Source organism: Sporosarcina cascadiensis, from assembly GCF_009650995.1.
In the GTDB taxonomy this organism is placed as follows: domain Bacteria; phylum Bacillota; class Bacilli; order Bacillales_A; family Planococcaceae; genus Sporosarcina; species Sporosarcina cascadiensis.
In genome coordinates, this window is the sequence record NZ_WHVV01000002.1 from 249,751 (window position 1) to 267,958 (window position 18,208).

The 18,208-nt window shown below is 39.1% G+C and carries 11 protein-coding genes and 5 pseudogenes; 12 read left to right on the forward strand and 4 right to left on the reverse strand.

Annotated features, from left to right (window positions below):
* Positions 1–26 precede the first annotated feature (26 nt).
* Positions 27–2,735, forward strand: a complete 2,709-nt coding sequence (locus tag GDZ68_RS03490) for a fibronectin type III domain-containing protein (protein ID WP_153720895.1) — start codon at positions 27–29, stop codon at positions 2,733–2,735.
* 899 nt (positions 2,736–3,634) lie between these two features.
* Here GDZ68_RS03490 and GDZ68_RS03495 read toward each other — a convergent pair.
* A pseudogene (locus tag GDZ68_RS03495) lies at positions 3,635–4,093 on the reverse strand (ATP-binding protein); the annotation flags it as partial.
* Between the two features lie 126 nt (positions 4,094–4,219).
* Between GDZ68_RS03495 and istA the strand changes: the two are divergent.
* The 4 genes and pseudogenes from istA (at position 4,220) to GDZ68_RS03515 (ending at position 8,221) form a co-directional block, all read left to right on the forward strand.
* Positions 4,220–5,740, forward strand: a pseudogene (gene istA, locus GDZ68_RS03500) (IS21 family transposase).
* Positions 5,737–6,456, forward strand: coding sequence for an IS21-like element helper ATPase IstB (gene istB, locus GDZ68_RS03505; protein ID WP_153720896.1), 720 nt, complete (start codon positions 5,737–5,739; stop codon positions 6,454–6,456). The pseudogene istA and the gene istB overlap by 4 nt, the downstream one beginning before the upstream one ends.
* A 232-nt stretch (positions 6,457–6,688) precedes the next feature.
* Positions 6,689–7,057: pseudogene (locus GDZ68_RS03510) on the forward strand (IS21 family transposase); the annotation flags it as partial.
* Positions 7,058–7,816: 759 nt separating this feature from the next.
* Positions 7,817–8,221 carry a hypothetical protein gene (locus tag GDZ68_RS03515; protein WP_153720897.1) on the forward strand — a complete coding sequence of 135 codons (405 nt, stop codon included), beginning with the start codon at positions 7,817–7,819 and terminating at the stop codon, positions 8,219–8,221.
* Positions 8,222–8,670: 449 nt separating this feature from the next.
* On the opposite strand, the gene GDZ68_RS03520 is transcribed toward GDZ68_RS03515, so the two are convergent.
* From GDZ68_RS03520 to GDZ68_RS03530, 3 genes are all read right to left on the reverse strand, one after another.
* Positions 8,671–10,191 (reverse strand): sodium:solute symporter family protein, encoded by a 1,521-nt coding sequence (locus GDZ68_RS03520; RefSeq protein WP_153720898.1) that lies wholly within the window; start codon positions 10,189–10,191, stop codon positions 8,671–8,673.
* Positions 10,188–10,451 (reverse strand): hypothetical protein, encoded by a 264-nt coding sequence (locus tag GDZ68_RS03525; RefSeq protein ID WP_153720899.1) that lies wholly within the window; start codon positions 10,449–10,451, stop codon positions 10,188–10,190. The genes GDZ68_RS03520 and GDZ68_RS03525 overlap by 4 nt, the downstream gene beginning before the upstream one ends.
* A gap of 94 nt (positions 10,452–10,545) precedes the next feature.
* On the reverse strand, positions 10,546–11,670 hold the full coding sequence (locus tag GDZ68_RS03530; RefSeq protein ID WP_153720900.1) for a class II histone deacetylase: 1,125 nt from the start codon (positions 11,668–11,670) through the stop codon (positions 10,546–10,548).
* Between the two features lie 149 nt (positions 11,671–11,819).
* Here GDZ68_RS03530 and GDZ68_RS03535 point away from each other — a divergent pair, with 149 nt between their 5' ends.
* The 7 genes and pseudogenes from GDZ68_RS03535 to GDZ68_RS03565 all read left to right on the forward strand — a co-directional run bounded on the left by GDZ68_RS03535 (position 11,820) and on the right by GDZ68_RS03565 (position 18,156).
* The gene (locus GDZ68_RS03535) at positions 11,820–12,875 is read left to right on the forward strand and encodes a response regulator transcription factor (protein WP_194841043.1); all 1,056 of its coding nucleotides are present in this window, start codon (positions 11,820–11,822) and stop codon (positions 12,873–12,875) included.
* 25 nt (positions 12,876–12,900) lie between these two features.
* A pseudogene (locus tag GDZ68_RS18420) lies at positions 12,901–13,084 on the forward strand (IS66 family transposase); the annotation flags it as partial.
* 122 nt (positions 13,085–13,206) lie between these two features.
* Positions 13,207–13,302, forward strand: coding sequence for an ATP-binding protein (locus GDZ68_RS18170; RefSeq protein WP_228551000.1), 96 nt, complete (start codon positions 13,207–13,209; stop codon positions 13,300–13,302).
* Positions 13,303–13,367: 65 nt separating this feature from the next.
* Positions 13,368–14,255, forward strand: a complete 888-nt coding sequence (locus GDZ68_RS03550; protein ID WP_153720902.1) for a tyrosine-type recombinase/integrase — start codon at positions 13,368–13,370, stop codon at positions 14,253–14,255.
* A 232-nt stretch (positions 14,256–14,487) separates the two neighbouring features.
* Positions 14,488–15,107, forward strand: a pseudogene (locus GDZ68_RS03555) (IS4 family transposase); the annotation flags it as partial.
* A gap of 273 nt (positions 15,108–15,380) precedes the next feature.
* Positions 15,381–16,529: a CdaR family transcriptional regulator gene (locus GDZ68_RS03560; protein WP_153720903.1), complete on the forward strand. Its 1,149-nt coding sequence runs from the start codon at positions 15,381–15,383 to the stop codon at positions 16,527–16,529.
* A gap of 382 nt (positions 16,530–16,911) precedes the next feature.
* A complete protein-coding gene (locus GDZ68_RS03565) occupies positions 16,912–18,156 on the forward strand; it encodes an urea ABC transporter substrate-binding protein (protein WP_153720904.1) in 1,245 nt (414 codons plus the stop codon).
* The last annotated feature ends 52 nt before the right edge of the window (positions 18,157–18,208 follow it).

The following is an 18,208-nucleotide window of genomic DNA, read 5'->3' on the forward strand; positions in this document are numbered from 1 at the left end:
GTGCGATTAACCCTACAGAAATTCAAGTGAAGTTCAACCAAGCAGTGGACTCTGCATCTGCACGTGATCTTTCTAATTATATTCTTTCACAGAATGGTGCCAAGTATGATACTGCATCAGCTGTAGCTGGACGACTTCAGTCTTCACCGGCAGTTCAAACAGGTAACGTATTACATGTGACTGAATTTAATGCTACAACAAACACTGTAACATTCAAGCTTGCTACTGCTTTAGCAAATGCTGATAAGTTCTCAATTGACGTGAAAAACGGCGTTCTATCTGCTGACAAGCAATCAAAAGTTGCTAAATATACAGATACTACAAAAACATTTACTGATACTGCTGCTCCAAAATTACTTAGTACGTCTATCAATTCAGCAGGTAAGTTGAAATTAGTATTTGATGAGCCTATTAATACTACTGCTGGTATTGGAGTAGTAAAAGTTGATGATGTAACAGTTTATGATCCAGCTGGTCCTTTAAACACTGCTCCAACCATCTCTCAAGATACTGGAGACTATTCTATCATTCTAAACGATGTACTTCCTGAAGAACTAGTAGCTGTAGGAACACATAGAGTTGTGGCTTATGATGTAAAAGATACTGTGGCATCACCACAAACTAATACTGCAGCTGTAGTAACTGGAAGCTATACAATTAGCACAGATGTAACACCTCCGGCAGTTTCAAAAGTAACTCAAAGTAAGAACGATTCACGTTCTTTTGAAATTGAATTTAGCGAACCAGTTAAATATAGTGATTTTGCTAATTCTGTTGCACTAAATCAAGCAAGCTTTATTATTAAAAAGGGTAACACAACATTTACATTAGGCGTTTCAGATGCTAATTACGGTGTTACACAAAAAGATTCAAAGACTTGGAAAATAACATTTGTAGCTGACGGATCATCTATAAATCCTTTATACGGCAAAGACGAAACATCAGCTAACTTATCATATGAGCTAGCAGGTTATAAAGACGCTGCTAATAACGTTGGTAATAAAGCGACTGGTAATGTAACAATCTCGAAAGAGATGGGTGCACCAACTATCAAACCAGGCTTAGAAAATAAAATTTCTAACTCTAATGGTGGTCAGCTTGTTGTGAAATTCGATAAGAATGTAACTGCAGTTGGAACATTAGATAAATCTAAAGTCAAGGTTACAGATAAAGATGGTATATCACGTGCTGTTAGTACAGTAGCACTTCAAAACAATGATGAACTTCTTATTACGCTTGACGGATTCAGTGCTTCTTCACCTGCAAACGATAAGGCTCCTTTCACGGTGACATTATCTCCTGGATTAGTTAAATCTGCTGAAAATGTACAAAACACAACGGGATCTGTAATTATTAATAAAGATACAACGGCTGCACCTGTAGTAGCAGGAGTTACTTCATCGGCTGCTACTAATAGTAATGTAAATGGTGTTAATGTTAATACATTGACAATCACATATGCACAGGAAATGTCTGCATCAGCAACTGATCTGTCAAATTACACATTAGATGGAAAAGCATTGACAGGCTCTCAAATTGCAATGAATAATGCTAATACTGTGGTTACTATTACATTACCAGAGGGCTTTGCAAAAGTTGACAATCAGCAATTACTTGAAATCAGCAAAAATGTTAAGACAAAAGATGGCAGTGTGATTGTCAAGAGTGAAGCTACAAAAGACGCTTACACTAACCTTGTTACATTAGTAGACAATACACAACCAACTCTTAATAAGGCTGAATTCCTTGTAAGCGATACAGCAACGGCTACTCAAACTAAGAAAATCAAGCTTACATTTAGTGAATCTATTGGTAACTTAACTTCTAACGCAGTTACTATTGCAGATCTTGCGGTTGTAATTGGTGGATCTGAACAGAGAATTTCCTCTGTTGCTAACGGAGCAAGCAATGATAAGGAAGTTGTAATAGAACTTGCTGATAATATTGCAGTAGCAAACACTGTTGACGTGAAAGTTGTTGGTGTAACTACTGATAATCCTGCTATTGATATTAAAGATAAAAAACAAAACGTTGCTAAAGCTGGTACTGTACGTGTAAACGGCAAAGTATTAGATACTGATGCTATATCTAACAATGCTAACTTTGCAGCTTCAACAGTTACTGGTGTTTCAGCGGCTGACGTACTTGGTGCAGGCAATGATGGTGAATTAAAAGTTGACTGGACTGCATTATCAAATGCAACAAGCTACAAAGTTGAATACAAAGCAGCTGCTGGTACTTGGACAACAGCTACTACTTCAGCAACAGGAACAACGTACACGATTACTGGTCTGATAGACGGAACAGCTTATGATGTACGTGTAACTGGAAACAACGGATCTGTGGATTCAACTGTTTCTACTACAGTTAACGCTACTCCAGAAGCAAACGTTCCTGCAACTGCAGGAACTTCAGTAGGTTCTGTTGCAATTGCAGACGATGTAGCTCTAGCTGCTCTTACAACTTCTGAAAATGGAAAAGATTTAATCTATACAGTTGATACTGTTGCAAAAACGTATACGGTTGCTGATACTGTTACTACAAAAGCTGATTTCTTAACAGCTTTGAATGCAGTACTTGGTACTGATGCAACTGCTTCATTTAATGCATCTAACCAATTAGTAGTTACAAGTGCAACTACTGGTTCAACTAGTACTGTTGTTGCAACTGGTGCAGCTGCAAATGCTCTAGTTGGATCACCAACAGAAACAGCTGGTGTAAACACTTCTAACTAATTAAAAACGAAACGTTACTATAAAAACTAGTATTCTAGTGAACATAGTGGAACTAGACCTCATGGATTATACTTTAATTAGTACACATCCATGGGGTCTTTTTCTAACTATCATGCGTGTCGCCTTCAAAAAGTCCATCCGGACAGAAATCATTGCGATTTCATCGGATGGCTTTTTTATTTAGCAGGATTTCATGAATTTACTCAGGTATTTTGGAGTAAAGTGCGGTCGGTAAATAGGGGAATAGAAATTTGAACATGCCAAATAAGCCTTTTCATCAGGCTTTTAAAAAATATTCAACTGAACTGGTTAAGCCGCTTTCTTGTATGTATGGTAGAGACCATGTAACACCGACGTGGCTTCCAATACGGTATCTTCTGCCATAGTCGAAGGGTAAACCGGTGAAGGGATTGGTGTTTTGCCGTCGATTCCCTGATGCGTCCTGTCGCCTTCAAAAAGTCCATCCGGACAGAAATCATCACGATTTCACCGGATGGCTTTTTCAATTCAGCCAGATTTTTGGATTTTCAACATCCGATTCAAAGAGGGGGTTGGAAAGTAAGGGAAGAAAAGTATTATTATGCCAAATAAGCATTTTCAAAAGGCTGTTAAAAATATTCAACTGGATTGGTTAAGCCGCTTTCTTGTATGTATGGTAGAGACCGTTTAACAACGGGGTAGCTTCCAATACAGTATCTTCTGCCGAAGTCGGAAGGTAAACGGGTGAAGGGATTGGTGTCTTGCCATTGATTCCCTGATGCGTCCGGTGCGTGTTGTAATAGCCCTTGATGTATTCCGTAAGCAGCCCATGTAGATGTCGCTCATTCAGCGGGTGTATTTGGCAAGTAAGAAATGTATGATTTGGCAGTTAAAAATGTAGCTACTTGCCAACATCCTTTTTAATGATTGAGTAATGATTCTTTGTGTCGAAAACTTTCTCTATTAAACACCAGTAAATGTGAATAATGAATTAAACGATCAATAAACGCTTCCGTCAAGATCGGATCTCCAAATATATGATTCCACTGTCCGAACTGAAGATTCGTCGTAACGATCACACTTCGCTTTTCGTAACACAAAGTAAGCACTTGAAACAGGAGTTCTGCTCCTTGCTTATGCAGTGGTACGTAGCACAGTTCATCTAAAATCAATAGATCCAATCCTTCTATCTGCTTGTAGATTTTACTGAGCGTGCCTTTCTCATGAGCTTCCAGTAGTTGATTCACCAGCTGTGCCACCGTGTAAAAGCGTACTTTCCTTTGTGTCTGATGAATCGCATTCCAGCCACACAAGGAGGCTAGAAGGGTCTTCCCAACACCTACCCCTCCATATAAAATGAGATTCTCTTTCCTTTCAATGTTTATGGCACACTAGAAATGTAGGAAACGGCAGCTAATTTATGTACAAAAAAGGCCACTTGCCAACATCTGAAAAAATACATACACTCCTGTATGGGCATATCTTTACGGGAGGTAGTATAGGAGATGTTAGCAATGGCTGAAGTTAATTATATCAGACACGAAACGAATACTAAAAGTCGAAGCTATGCAGAAGTAGCACGACAGATGGGGGTAGATCGGCGGACGGTGAAGAAGTATTCCGACATGGAAGAATTCAATCCGGAGATACCGATCAGACAAAAAAGAATATCCCCTGTAATGGATCCAGTCAAACCGATTATCGATGAATGGCTGCTTGAGGACTCTAAAAAGAAAAAGAAGTTTCGCCGGACGGCAAAACGAATCTATGATCTATTAGTAGAACACCATCAGTTTACAGGTTCCGACCGTTCGGTCCGAGACTATGTTTCCAAATGAAAGCGAGAATTGGTAGAAGAAAGTGAAGAGGCCGCTCTGCCATTAGAAACAAAGCCAGGGGCCGCTCAGGTGGATTTTGGAGAAGCCCCTTTCCTGCATGAAGGCGAGGAAGTCATTCGGCATTTCTTGGTCCTTTCCTTCCCTTACAGTAACGCATTTCTATACCAGGTGTTCCCGTCGCAGAACCGGGAATGTTTTCTGCAAGGGTTAGCGAATATGTTTGAATTTATGGAGGGCGTGCCGCATACCATCCGTTTTGACAACCTGTCACCTGCCGTCAAAAAAGTATTGCCGGAAGGCGAACGGGAACTCACAGAAGAGTTTGAGCGATTCGCTGCACACTATGGTTTTTCCTATGAATTCTGCAATCCGAACAGCGGCAATGAGAAAGGGCATGTGGAGTCCATGGTGAAGTATATCCGCAATAATTATCTGTTGCCGGCTGTACCGTACCATCGTTTGGCAGACGTAAATGAACAAGCCTTTGCCTGGAGTGTGGGCGATCGAAAAAGAGTACATTACGAAAAGGAGCTGCCGATTTCCGAACTTCATTTGGCAGACAAGGAGCAGCTGTTACAATTGCCAGGCAAAGCCTATGAATGCATTCGCTATGAACATTTGAAAGCAGACAAGTATGGATTTATCCGGATTGACCGAAAACAGTATTCCACGTCACCCCGCTTTGCAGGACAAGCAGTGACAGCCAAGCTTTCATTCGATCAAGTAACCATTCTAAATGAAAAGAATGAAATTCTCATCACACACCCACGACTCTATGGAAGCGAACGAAAAGCGATGAATTGGCAGCCATACTTAACACTGATGGCCAAACGGCCAACGGCATTGAAATACAGCTCCTTCTATGACCAGCTACCGGAAGAATGGAAGCTCTACTTTGAAGCCTGTTCGCTGGAAGAGAAGAAAGCGGCATTGAGCTTACTGGCCGTTCTTCTGAAGGAGCAGGGCTTCGACCTGCCGACTGAGGCATTACGTATGGCTTCTGACCATGGACATCCAACTGCCGAGTCGATCAAGCATGTCTACTATCAGTTAGTGAATGGACGCGGCATTCGAGAGACCTTATCGCTTCCGCGAATGCCACAGAAATTACCGATGGTAGAATCTGCTTCACGGGGGCTTACTCATTATGACCAATTATTCGCGATGGCTGGAGGTGGGCAGTCATGAAGGAATTGATCGAAGAGCATGCGAAGCGATTGAAGCTCAGTTGGATTCGTGAACATTATCATGAAGTGGAAGCAGCCTCTCAAGAGGAGTTTTTACTGAAGCTGTTTGAAAAGGAAATCGAGCAACGGGAAGAACGGAAATTGAATCTTCTCATCAAGCAATCGTTATTGCCGGATATATCCGGCAGGCAATTTGAGTGGGATGGCATTCATATGAACAGCGATCTATTAAAAGAGGATGTATTAGCAGGAAGATTTATTGAAAGGAAAGAGAATCTCATTTTATATGGAGGGGTAGGTGTTGGGAAGACCTTTCTAGCCTCCTTGTGTGGCTGGAATGCGATTCATCAGACAAAAAGGAAAGTACGCTTTTATACGGTGGCACAGCTGGTGAATCAACTACTGGAAGCTCATGAGAAAGGCACGCTCAGTAAGATCTACAAGCAGATAGAAGGATTGGATCTATTGATTTTAGATGAACTGGGCTACGTACCACTGCATAAGCAAGGAGCAGAGCTCCTGTTTCAAGTGCTTACTTTGTGTTACGAAAAGCGAAGTGTGATCGTTACGACGAATCTTCAGTTCGGACAGTGGAATCATATATTTGGAGATCCGATCTTGACGGAAGCGTTTATTGATCGTTTAATTCATTATTCACATTTACTGGTATTTAATAGAGAGAGTTTTCGACACAAGGAATCATTACTCAATCATTAAAAAAGGATGTTGGCAAGTAGCTACATTTTTAACTGCCAAATCATATATTTTCTACTTGCCAAATACACTAATACATCCTCTTTTAATAGATCGCTGTTCATATTGTTTATGGCACACTAGAAATGTAGAAAACGGCAACTAATTTATGTACATAAAAAAGGCCACTTGCCAACATCCGAAAAAATACATACACTCCTGTTTGGGCATATCTTTACGGGAGGTAGTATAGGAGATGTTAGCAATGGCTGAAGTTAATTATATCAGACACGAAACGAATACTAAAAGTCGAAGCTATGCAGAAGTAGCACGACAGATGGGGGTAGATCGGCGGACGGTGAAGAAGTATTCCGACATGGAAGAATTCAATCCGGAGATACCGATCAGACAAAAAAGAATATCCCCTGTAATGGATCCAGTCAAACCGATTATCGATGAATGGCTGCTTGAGGACTCTAAAAAGAAAAAGAAGTTTCGCCGGACGGCAAAACGAATCTATGATCTATTAGTAGAACACCATCAGTTTACAGGTTCCGACCGTTCGGTCCGAGACTATGTTTCCAAACGAGAGCGAGAATTGATAGAAGAAAGTGAAGAGGCCGCTCAGGTGGATTTTGCGATATAGGGAGTGCTTATGCCGGGAATAATTAAATACTGTTCTTTTTGTCTTTTTTGCTGATTCGGGTCTGTGGTATCTGATGTGTAAACGATTCAATTTGCTGCCAAAAGATTCAACTTAATGAATAACTCCTTATTTATGTTAAGAACGTGAGAAATTGATTTTTTGATGCTTGAAATATCACTTGTTGTCTTTCAAGCTGGATTGTGGCTTCAAGGCATTCGAGGTGATTCCTTTATTTTCACACGAAATTTTTTCAGGAAACATTTCTAGCATAATGTCAGTTACGGTATCTAATATCTACTGATCAGATCACTGTTAGGTTACAACAGCTTCAGTTTGAATAAATTCTATTTTCTATTTTTTGAAATATAATCTATAAATTCTGTTCTTATTTGTGAGTATGAAACAGTCTCGCTGGTCGAAAATATAACAGGACACAGAAACGCTATAGTACATGGTATAAAACTTCCATACTTCGCCTGATAACTTTTTGAAACGGTTTTCAAAAGTCTTCGAAGGCTAATATGCAGACTATTCTCGAAAGCGTATCATGTAGTTAGCTTAGTTGCATACGGATAACGTTTATTATGCTTATTAAAACACCTATTGCTTTTAATTCTTCCGATCTATATGATTAGTATTAGGGAAGTAATTACCTTTAATCCTTACTTTTCTATTAAAAACAGGTGGAAGTTGTTTGTGTTATTAATCGTCAATTTCCCATATGCCAAGGAGGGCCATATGAATAAATTCTGGAAGGTCTCACTATCAACGGTGTTAGTTGCTACTGCTTTAACGCCTATTGCAGTAACAGAGGCGGCAGCAAATACAAAGATAGCTGAAGTCGTATTTGCAAAGCAAGGAAAACCTATATCAATCAGTAAAAATATTTATGATGATGCTTTTATGGTTGGATTTTTAAAGGGAGAAAAAGTAAGTCACCTTCGTTTGAATAACGAAAGATATTATGAAAAAAGTTTTTACGATGAAGCAATTGTCGCTGCAGGTTCTATAGACGCTGCGCTACAGTTATTAACCAATTCTAACGTTCACACTACTTTATCGCCTGAGCCAGGTGAGTTTGAAAATGGCAAGCTAGTTACTAGTTGTGGAGATACAGAGTTTAATATTTGTTCTATAGACTGAGAAGATATCTGATTTAGGAAAAGAAACGCTGATTGTTGTCATTTAACAAACAGCGCTTCTTTTAGTGTGAGTTGCTGGATGGGTATATTCATGGTCTCCAGAAATCCAGCTAGCTTGTGCAGGAAAATAATTACTTTGAGAAAAACGAAGAAGCGGGGTTGTTTGTGCAGCGTACCGAGAAGTTACGTTTTTATATTACGGGCTTACGAAAAATATGAAAAGTCAGTATCGTAACTTGAGAAAATAGAAAAAGAGCCTCCGACCGATTTGGCGGTCAGAAAACTCATTTAGATACACTCAACTAATTAGCTGCTATAAAAATATAAAACAGCCAACCATCGCAAAAGACAGTTGGCCATTTTCTTTAGAAGCAACACGAGCCGCTTCTGTCATATTCAGAATAGTGTCTGAGTTATGTGATGGATTGGCACCCTAAAAATCCCCCAAACTCATTTTTCATCGCGTACCTGAATTGCGTGAATCACGGGTAATTTAACTTCCTTATCAGCTTTTTTATACGCTAAATCTATATCGTTCCAAAGGCTTTCGGCAAACGCAGTTGGTTTTTTAGAATAGCCGGCGATAATCATAATGGCGAAGCTGACAACCATACCATATACCCCCGGTTGCCATCCTAAGTCGTCTATAAATCCAGGGTTACTTAATCGAAGTACCATAGATAAACCTGTACCCACTAGGAGACCCGTGATCGCTCCAACTTTATTTGCTCTTTTCCAATATAATCCCAAAATGACGACAGGAAATAGTAAGATTATGCCATCGTAAGAAGCTAAGGCTAAAAATACCATCAGACCTAAATCTCCTGTTCCAAAGAAAATAGAAACCGCTGCTATGACGAGTACTGCAATTCTGGCAATAGTTAATCCTTGTTTATCAGTGATATTTTTTTTAACAAGAGGGGCCAGGTCTCTTGAAACGACTGTACTGATGGCTTGGATGATTCCACTGACAGTTCCCACACTGGTAGCCATGATGACAATGCCTAATAATCCTAAAGCAAAAGGGCCCGACTCACTTGCAATCCATAGGAATGCTCCCTGGGGATCCGCCTTGGCATCTGTAAAGGAATGTAAAAACAAACCGCTGATAACAAATAAAGCATAATAGATTCCCCCTATAATCGGTGCAGTAAGCGCGGCCATTTTCAATGAACGTACACTGTCTCCAGCAAATAATTTATTGTAAGCCCACGGCCACATAAAGCCGCCTAATCCACTTAAAATAACAATTGACGTCCAATAAGGTATGGAAGGCTCCCAACCTGGTCCAGGATATGTGAGCAGTAATGGGTATTCACTCAATACTTTTGACATTCCTGCTGAATAGCCTGAAAAGTATTTATACATAAAGAACACCATTAATGAAGAACCACCGATGATCATGATGACACCTTGGAACATATTGGCGGTAACAACGGATCTCATACCCCCTAGAGACACATAAATAACGACGACCGTTATTCCGATGACCATTCCCCAAAATTGAGAAATCAGCCCGCCTGTTGCATAAAAGAACACAATCCCTTGTGTTACTAATTCAACAATTAACCAAGGAATTGTGAATAGGATTCCCCAGGTACTCATTAAAATTCGAAGTGTTTTACTTTGGTATCTAAAGCCGAATAATTCCGGCTGTGTACTAATTCGATATTTTGTAGACCATACGTATGTTTGAGGAATTATGAAATACATGATTACTAAAGTGATAGAAGCATAGGCAACTACATAAAGTGCAATGAATCCATATGAAATGGTCATCCCTGCCCAAGCTGTGTACATAGCGCCTGTATACCAAGTCGAGAGCACAGAAAATGTGATGGCAATAAAGCCAAAAGACTGATTTGCCGTCGCATAATCATTAAATGTCCTTACACCCAAGTTATTTCTTATAATAAAGATCATGAGCAGGAAAAAAGATAAAATCATGATAGTTGGGATGGCTGCTGTCAATTGTTTTCTCCTCCCAACTCTTCTGTTTGTTCAGGCATATCTACTGTAACATCAAGCTCGCCAAGTCTATCTTCCACGATATACTGCACAATAATGCCGACACTCATTAGGCCTACTAATGAAAATAAATAAAACATGGAAAACGGTAAGCCTACAATCATAGGTTCAATTCGATTTGCCCATGTAATAAAGGGTGGGAAAGCCATGAGTATACTGATCACACTGTAGTAAGTAACAAATATTGTATTTTTGTATTTCATTTTATCCTCCTTCTTCCAAAATTCTTATAAAGAATGTGAATAGTTAGGATAATAAAGGTAAAGGGACATGTAAGGTCCCTTTACCTTTATTAATTCAATTTACTTTTGCATGTAGTACATCCCAATACACAGACTGCTGATCTATCACTTTTTGAACTGCTTCCTTCTCATGATCATATAAATTTTCTACTTGGACTCCGAATGCGTCCATAAATGGATCTTCTACATCCGTTTTAATTCCACTCAATTCTTCCACAATGGCTAAAGAACAGAACGGTACATATGCCGCACTGTATCCACCTTCATGGCATAATACTAAACGACCGTCACAATGCTTCTCCGCTAACTCTTTCATAAATGCAGAAAATCTTCTGAATCCGTCTGCTGTCACCATCATTCTGGCCAATGGATCAAAGAAACTTGGATCTTGTCCGGCAGATACGAGAATTAATTCTGGTTTAAACTGATTCACTACGGGTTCTACAATTTTTTCAAATGCGTGCATATATCCTGCGTTTCCAGTACCCGCTGGTAGTGGAATATTTATATTGTAACCTTTACCTGCACCCTCCCCACAATCTTCTACATATCCACGTCCTGCCGGAAACAGCTGGTCCTGATGGATTGAGATAAATAACGTGTTCTCATCCTCGTAAAAAGCTTGCTCAGTGCCATTGCCGTGATGTACATCCCAATCCAATACTAAAATTCTCTCTAAATTGTATTTCTCTTTTGCATACTTAGCTGCTATAGCAACATTATTGAATAAACAGAATCCCATTCCTTCCTGTGCTTCTGCATGGTGTCCCGGCGGTCTTGTCAATGCATAGACATTCTCAACCATGCCCTCCATTACGGCATCAACAGCAGTCATTGCTCCACCTGCAGATAATAATGCTATTTCGTACGAGCCTCTGCCAACAATAGCGGTATGTCCCGCATCTCCGCCATTCTCATCACTTAACTTTTTCACTTTATCAATATAGTCGGGCAGATGAAATAATTCAACCTCTTCCCGCGTTGCAGCACGAGGTGCTATAGATTGAAGTTGAGGTGTTAATCCGCTGACATCCATCAGGTTTTTAAACCTTCTTTTTGTTTCCGGATCTTCTCCGTACGTATGTGCCTGAATATAGCCGCCAGACTGCATATGCAAAGCTCCTGAACCATTATCATGCCAAAAATACGTCTCGTCATAAATAAAACCTGTTTTCTTCATTGAAATACCCCCTTCAATAATATAATTCAATTATCGCAAGTGCTTTCATTTAAAACAATTACCCGAAAGTATAATCTCTTCTGAATTATCAATCTTGTGTTACAATAAAGATTAATTTTATTGAAAATTGGATGAATGGAGAGATAATTATGAGATTGACGAAATCTGATTACGAGAAAATAATCTATATAATTAACCACAGCGATATACAGTCTTCTAATACCTTTCAAAGAATTCAATCATTGCTATCCTCTTTGTTTAATTTTGATCATTCTCTATTTTGGTTTTCAGATAGTCAATTTAATATGTATAATATGCAATTTTTAAATCACCCGGATAAATTAATTTTAGATTACACGGAAGTTTATAGGGATGAAGATATCATGAATCCCAAAAAACAAAGTAAAAATATTATTGGAAAGAGGAACATCGTGCTAAGTATGGACAGCATTGCAGAAAACTCCGATTACCGTAATTCGGAATACATTAATTTTATGAATAAACATAAAATGATTGATCAAATGGTGATGTATTTCACAGATGAGAAAAGAATATTAGGTGGAATCGGCTTTACAAGATTTGAAGGCGATGCGCCGTTTAACCAAAAAGACAGGGAAGTATTGCAAACGCTTTCTATGCATATTAACCAATTAATTAAAAACTATATGGCCATGGAAGAGTATCAAGCGATTAATTCATTCCATCTTACAAAAGAACATAATAATTTAGGTATTATTCAATTGAGTAGCTTTCAACAAATTTTATTTTATAATGAAGCTGCACAAGAAATCATCAATCAAATCGAGCCCCTGAAATCAGTGGAGTCATTTTTCCAACATTCCATTTTACCCGGTATTGCCAAAGATTTATTTACGATGGATAAGCCATTTTCTTTGGACATTGGTGACTGGACAATGAAAATCACTCCGAACATTCACATGTCAGAGAATCCAACACCTATTCCATACTCTATTTATATGTATAAGATAAATAATCGAAAAGAGAAGAATCACCTACTTATGCTCCTATCACGCAGAGAAGTAGAATTATATGAGCAAGTACTGAAAGGGTATACAAATGAAGAAATTTCCAACCGCTTATGCATAAGTATTAATACAGTGAAAAAACACCTCGGTAACATCTATCAGAAATTAGACGTATCCAATCGTACAAGTTTAATACACAAATTAAAAAATGGTTTGTAAACGCGTCATGTCGAAAGTAATTTAAGACAAGTTCATTCAATATCTTTCGCTTTACCGTCAGGTAAAAGAGTGGGAAAGCCATGGCTTGTTGACGAATGACAAGAATCTATCCAACTGGATGATCCGAGTGACAGAGGACTGGCTGACCCCTGTCTATGATCTGATGAAGAAGCTAATAGCATCGGAATGTCCTGCACGTTGATGAGACGACTGGATGAACTCGGGTAGTTTTCTAGGAAAACATTAGAATGCTGCGCTAGCCGATAGAAGCCGGAGAAGTCACAATCAGCCGTGTCAAACAAACAGTGAGCTATCCGCGTCCTTTACGTTAATAGCGACAACCAATCCCTGTCCTTGCGGCTATAACGGCTCCCGTGAACGTTATTGCACCTGCACTCTTAAACAAATCAGCACTTCCCCCCAATAAATCGCCTACACCCCATTCCAGCCCTTTCTAAAATATAGTAAAAAGAAAGGGAAGGACGATGATAAATGAACAGATCGCCACTCGTATTCAGCACATGTACTGTAAAGTTTTTGCTACATCTCCAACGGCAGGGGTATTCAAATGAAACCATAGATGGATATGGCAAGGACTTAGAGAGGTTTTGTATATTTATGGGCGAGCAAAAAAAGAATCATGACTTTCAAATGGATGAAATTACAAAAGCAGACGTCTTAAACTTTATGGATGAAGGCAGACGAAGGGGGAATAAGCCAAGCACAGTCAGTCGAAGGTTGGCAACATTGAAATCATTTTATAAATACCTATACTACGAATGCGATTATCCTCACGATATAGCTGCGCGAATCAAAATGCCAAAAGTATATACCCCTTTACCGACCATACCTTCAGAAGAAGAGGTTAGGAAATTACTTCAAGCATCGAAACAACTAGGCGCAAATTATCACCTTATATTTAGTCTGCTGTACTACACAGGCTCCCGTTTAACTCCCATACGTATATTAGAAAAAGCGCATGTCCATCTGGATGAAAAAGTTATTTATTTGCCAAAAGTGAAGGGAGGGAAAGATTTATATTTGCCGCTCCATGACCAGCTAAAAGAAATAATAATTAGCTATTACACTGAACACCTTCCAGCAAACAGTCACTATATTTTTCCTTCATCTCGCTATACCAACCAGCCGCTCAGTCCCTCGGATATCCGAAGCAAGCTACGGAAGGCCGCAGAGTTAGCGAATCTCCATATTCCAATCACACCGCACACATTACGACATTGCACTGCCACTCATCTAACCTTACGCAATGTCCCACAGATCACCATCGCCAGTATTCTCGGCCATGCCGATCTGCGTTCTACGATGCGCTACCAACATCTAGCAGTTGATCACTTGCGCGACTCGGTGAATTTATTATGAGGAATAATGTCGAGGCGTTACACGAAGAAAAAGATCCGTAACCTTAGCAACTATATGGAGTCATCAAAGAAGGGGGAGAGCCTTTTAATCGAGCAATCGGATTAGAATAAGCGACCTCTTCTCTTTTTGTTATAACTTAAAGGCTTTTCAATATCTATGATATATGAATTATTCCAAGTGGTTATGAAAGAAGGACTCACTCATGGATAAGAATAGACGAAAAACTGCATTTGAGAAATCCGGTATCAAGCTCAATCTGCGCCTCGTGTTTATGGAAAATGGTTGTTCCTACCCTGATCATGCAGTTCTGACGAACGCCAAAGAACACAATCGCGGTCAACTGGAGGTTCTAGTCAATGATAAGGAATGCCTGTATGTGTTCGACCATGTCTATTTGGATTACGAACAGTTTGACCTCATGACAGATAAGGGGCATTTCTTCGTCTCTCATCTGGGGAAAAACGCAGTTGTCCGGTCGCTCGAACAATTCCAGTTACCAGAAGATACCCTGGTATTATCGGCACAACGCAATACCGGTCGGAAAATGTGTTCCGTCTTTTGAAAGTACTGGATTCCAAAGGTAAGCAACTGAACCTGATCACGAATGGGTTTGACTTATCTGCCGACGAAATTGCAGACCTGTATAAGTCGCGCTGGGTTATTGAACTGTTCTTCAAATGGATGAAACAACATTTGAACATCGAGAAGTTCTACGCACAAAGCCAGCAGGGCGTGCATAACCAAGTGTATCTAGCGATGATCGTCTACTGCTTAAATGTGCTGGTGCAGTTTCGAACAAAAAGTGAGCGAACCTACTTGCAGATTAGCCGCTATTTAAAGGCGTCATTATAGAAGTCCGCGCATATTTGGTTCCGAAAGTTCGAAGGTAAAAGTGTGCCGTAACACGGCCCATCTATTTTTTTCACAGTAGCAGAAAGGCATAGTGAAAAAATGGATGTTAACTGTCTTTGTTCAGCCGTCTTCGTTTTTTCCTTGTGGACAAAGAACAGATGTAATATTTCGAAACTGTTTATACTACGCTAGTGTTTATAAAGGAATTAAGAAAATCAATCTATTGTTTTACGGATTTATGCTACTATTGTAGTTATAAAGGGGGGAGGAAAATTGTTAATTACTGCTGACATTGCGCAACCTATTGTAGATGAGATTATGAAAGTTATTGATTACAATGTGAATATTATGAATGAAAAAGGAATAATCGTAGCCAGTGGTGATTCTGAGCGAACAAATCAAGTACATCAGGGTGCTTTGGAAGCCATAGAACTAAAGAGGGAACGGATTATTCACACAGTGAATGATGCCAAAATGGTTGGGACCAGTGCAGGCGTAAACGTACCGATTGTAATTAAAGAAAGAATTGTGGGAGTCGTAGGCATTACAGGAGATCCGAAAAAAATCTATAAATTTATCCATATAATAAAGATTACTGTGGAAACACTGTTAGAACAACAATTGCTGATTGAACAATTACGTTTTAAACAGACAGCACTGGAGGATTGGATTCACAAATTAAGAGACAAGGAGAATAACGATCTCGCCAGGCTAGAAAATGAAGCGAGTTATCTGAGCATTGATCTTGCAAAAAAATGCAAGATGATTGCCGTACAAATCAGTAATTTTAATGCGTCTGTATTTGATTATGAAATACTGCATCAAAATGAGACACAGATATTCAATACGATAAAACAATACTTTCCTTTCAATTCTTTTGTCGCGGGTTTAGGCAAAGGAATGTTTGTAGTTTGCATTGTTGCGAATCGGGAGTTTGAACTTGGCTACTATAAAACATGCAAGGAGTTCAGTGAAAAGTTAAAAACCGAAGGATTCTTTAATTACATTGGAATTGGCGGCATATACGAAGGAATATTTGGTTACCGTACAAGTCTATTGGAGGCAATTCAAAGTATTGATATTTTAAAACAATCAAATTCTAAACGTACTATTGCCCATATCTCAGATTGGGGAACAATGAATCTGGTGGCGCAGATACCAAAGAACTATCGTCAAACCTTCATCACATCCTTCCTTAATCAAAAACCTCCTTTAACTAAAGAAATCGAGGAAACATTACAAGTTTTTTTATCAAATAATTTAAATTTGAAGAAAACCGCATTGGAGATGCATATTCACCGAAACACATTAATATACCGGTTGGATAAAATCAAAGAATCGTGGGGATTGGATCCAAGAAAATTTAGTGATGCATTAAACCTGCAAATGATGATTTGGTGTAAAATGTTAACAGAAAAATGATTTTTCTTTAAATTGAACGTTTGTTTCTTTCTCCTTCACTTTTTAGAAGTCTTGGCTGGTCAACTGTTCTGGCAGGATAACATTTTTTATATCCAGTGTACACAGTATTTACAATATTTTTAAAAAGTGATTGGAAAAATATGAATATGAAATCGCTTGAAATTGTCATAATTGTTTTTAAGTACAAAGAATGCCTGTAAATATCTGAAAATTCGTTAATTTACACAAAATATAAGTTAAGTATTCTTGATAAGATAGATATAGAAATATAAGGGCTTTCAAATGATAAGTGAGAGGATGTGAATTTGAATTACAGTCCCTATTATCTTCTATCACTAAGCTTCTTCGAAACAAAAATTGCCATAATAAAAAGGAGGATGTTATGAGAAATTATAAGAAGTCGTTATTCTACGTTGTCTTTCTAATTATTGTCTCTTCTATATTAACGGCATGTGGTGACGATGGCTCATCGAAAGCGGAAGGAGACACTATTAAGTTAGGTGTATTAGAAGACCGGTCAGGAGATTTTGCACTTGTCGGAATTCAAAAATCCCATGCTGTCGAGTTGGCTGTTGAAGAAATCAATGATAATGGCGGGTTGTTAGGTAAACAAATCGAGATAGTAGCTCCAGACACACAGTCGGATGATAAACGTTTTCAGGAAATGGCCAGAAAGCTAATTTTAAAAGATAAAGTAGATGTAATAATGGGCGCATTTTCAAGTGCCTCAAGAGAAGCAATCCGTCCAATTATGGAAGAGAATAAGATGCTGTATTTTTATAATAATCAATATGAAGGCGGAGTAGCAAGTAAGTATACGTTTCCTACAGGGGCAGTACCTGAACACCAGGTTATGACAGTGATGGAGTATATGATTGAAAATTACGGTTCGAATGTGTATACGATTGCCGCAGATTATAACTTCGGACAGATAACTGCTGATTGGGTTCGGATGGCTGCGGAAGATCTCGGCGGAAAAATTGTAGGCGAAGAGTTTATCCCGCTGGGTGAATCCCAATTTAACAGTAGTATCAATAAAATTCAAAAGGCGAAACCTGATTTTCTAATTGTGCTATTGACCGGTGAAAAACAATCATCATTCTATGAACAGTGGAATACGCAGGGAATCAAAGACTTGCCGATGGCCACCACGATCAATATGGCGCAGCAATATGAGCATATACGGTCCGAAGCACCTGCATTAGCTCATATGCATGTCGCCGCACCTTTCATGGAGGAAATGGATACACCTGAAGCAAAAGAATTTGTGGAAAAGTTTCGTAAAAAGTTCCCTGACGATGACTATGTTGGTATGGAAGCAGAAGCTCAGTATACAGGAGTCAACTTATGGGCGAAAGCAGTGGAACAGGCTGGCACGACTGATGTAGATAAAGTGATTGCTGAACTGGAAAATGGTCTGAGCTGGGAGGCGCCTTCTGGAAAAGTAACCATTGATCCGAAATCCCACCATGCAGTTAAGGATGTCTACTTGTTTTATGCGGATGAAAACCATAAGATCAGCACCTTGTATAAGTGGGATCAGGTGGAGCCGTTCTGGCTACATGAAGAAAAAGGTATTGACTTAACGCAGGATTCTCCGAATCAGCAATATACTCCAATTGATTAGTATCATTTAAGAGCCGGGAGGATTAATCTCCTCCTCTATTTTCGAACATCTA

Coding starts and splice junctions, on each gene's coding strand:
- istB (WP_153720896.1), top strand. CDS start 5,737: ATGAAGGAATTGATCGAAGAGCATGCGAAGCGATTGAAGCTCAGTTGG.
- GDZ68_RS03515 (WP_153720897.1), top strand. CDS start 7,817: ATGAATAAATTCTGGAAGGTCTCACTATCAACGGTGTTAGTTGCTACT.
- GDZ68_RS03525 (WP_153720899.1), bottom strand. CDS start 10,451: ATGAAATACAAAAATACAATATTTGTTACTTACTACAGTGTGATCAGT.
- GDZ68_RS03530 (WP_153720900.1), bottom strand. CDS start 11,670: ATGAAGAAAACAGGTTTTATTTATGACGAGACGTATTTTTGGCATGAT.
- GDZ68_RS03535 (WP_194841043.1), top strand. CDS start 11,820: ATGAGATTGACGAAATCTGATTACGAGAAAATAATCTATATAATTAAC.
- GDZ68_RS03550 (WP_153720902.1), top strand. CDS start 13,368: ATGAACAGATCGCCACTCGTATTCAGCACATGTACTGTAAAGTTTTTG.
- GDZ68_RS03565 (WP_153720904.1), top strand. CDS start 16,912: ATGAGAAATTATAAGAAGTCGTTATTCTACGTTGTCTTTCTAATTATT.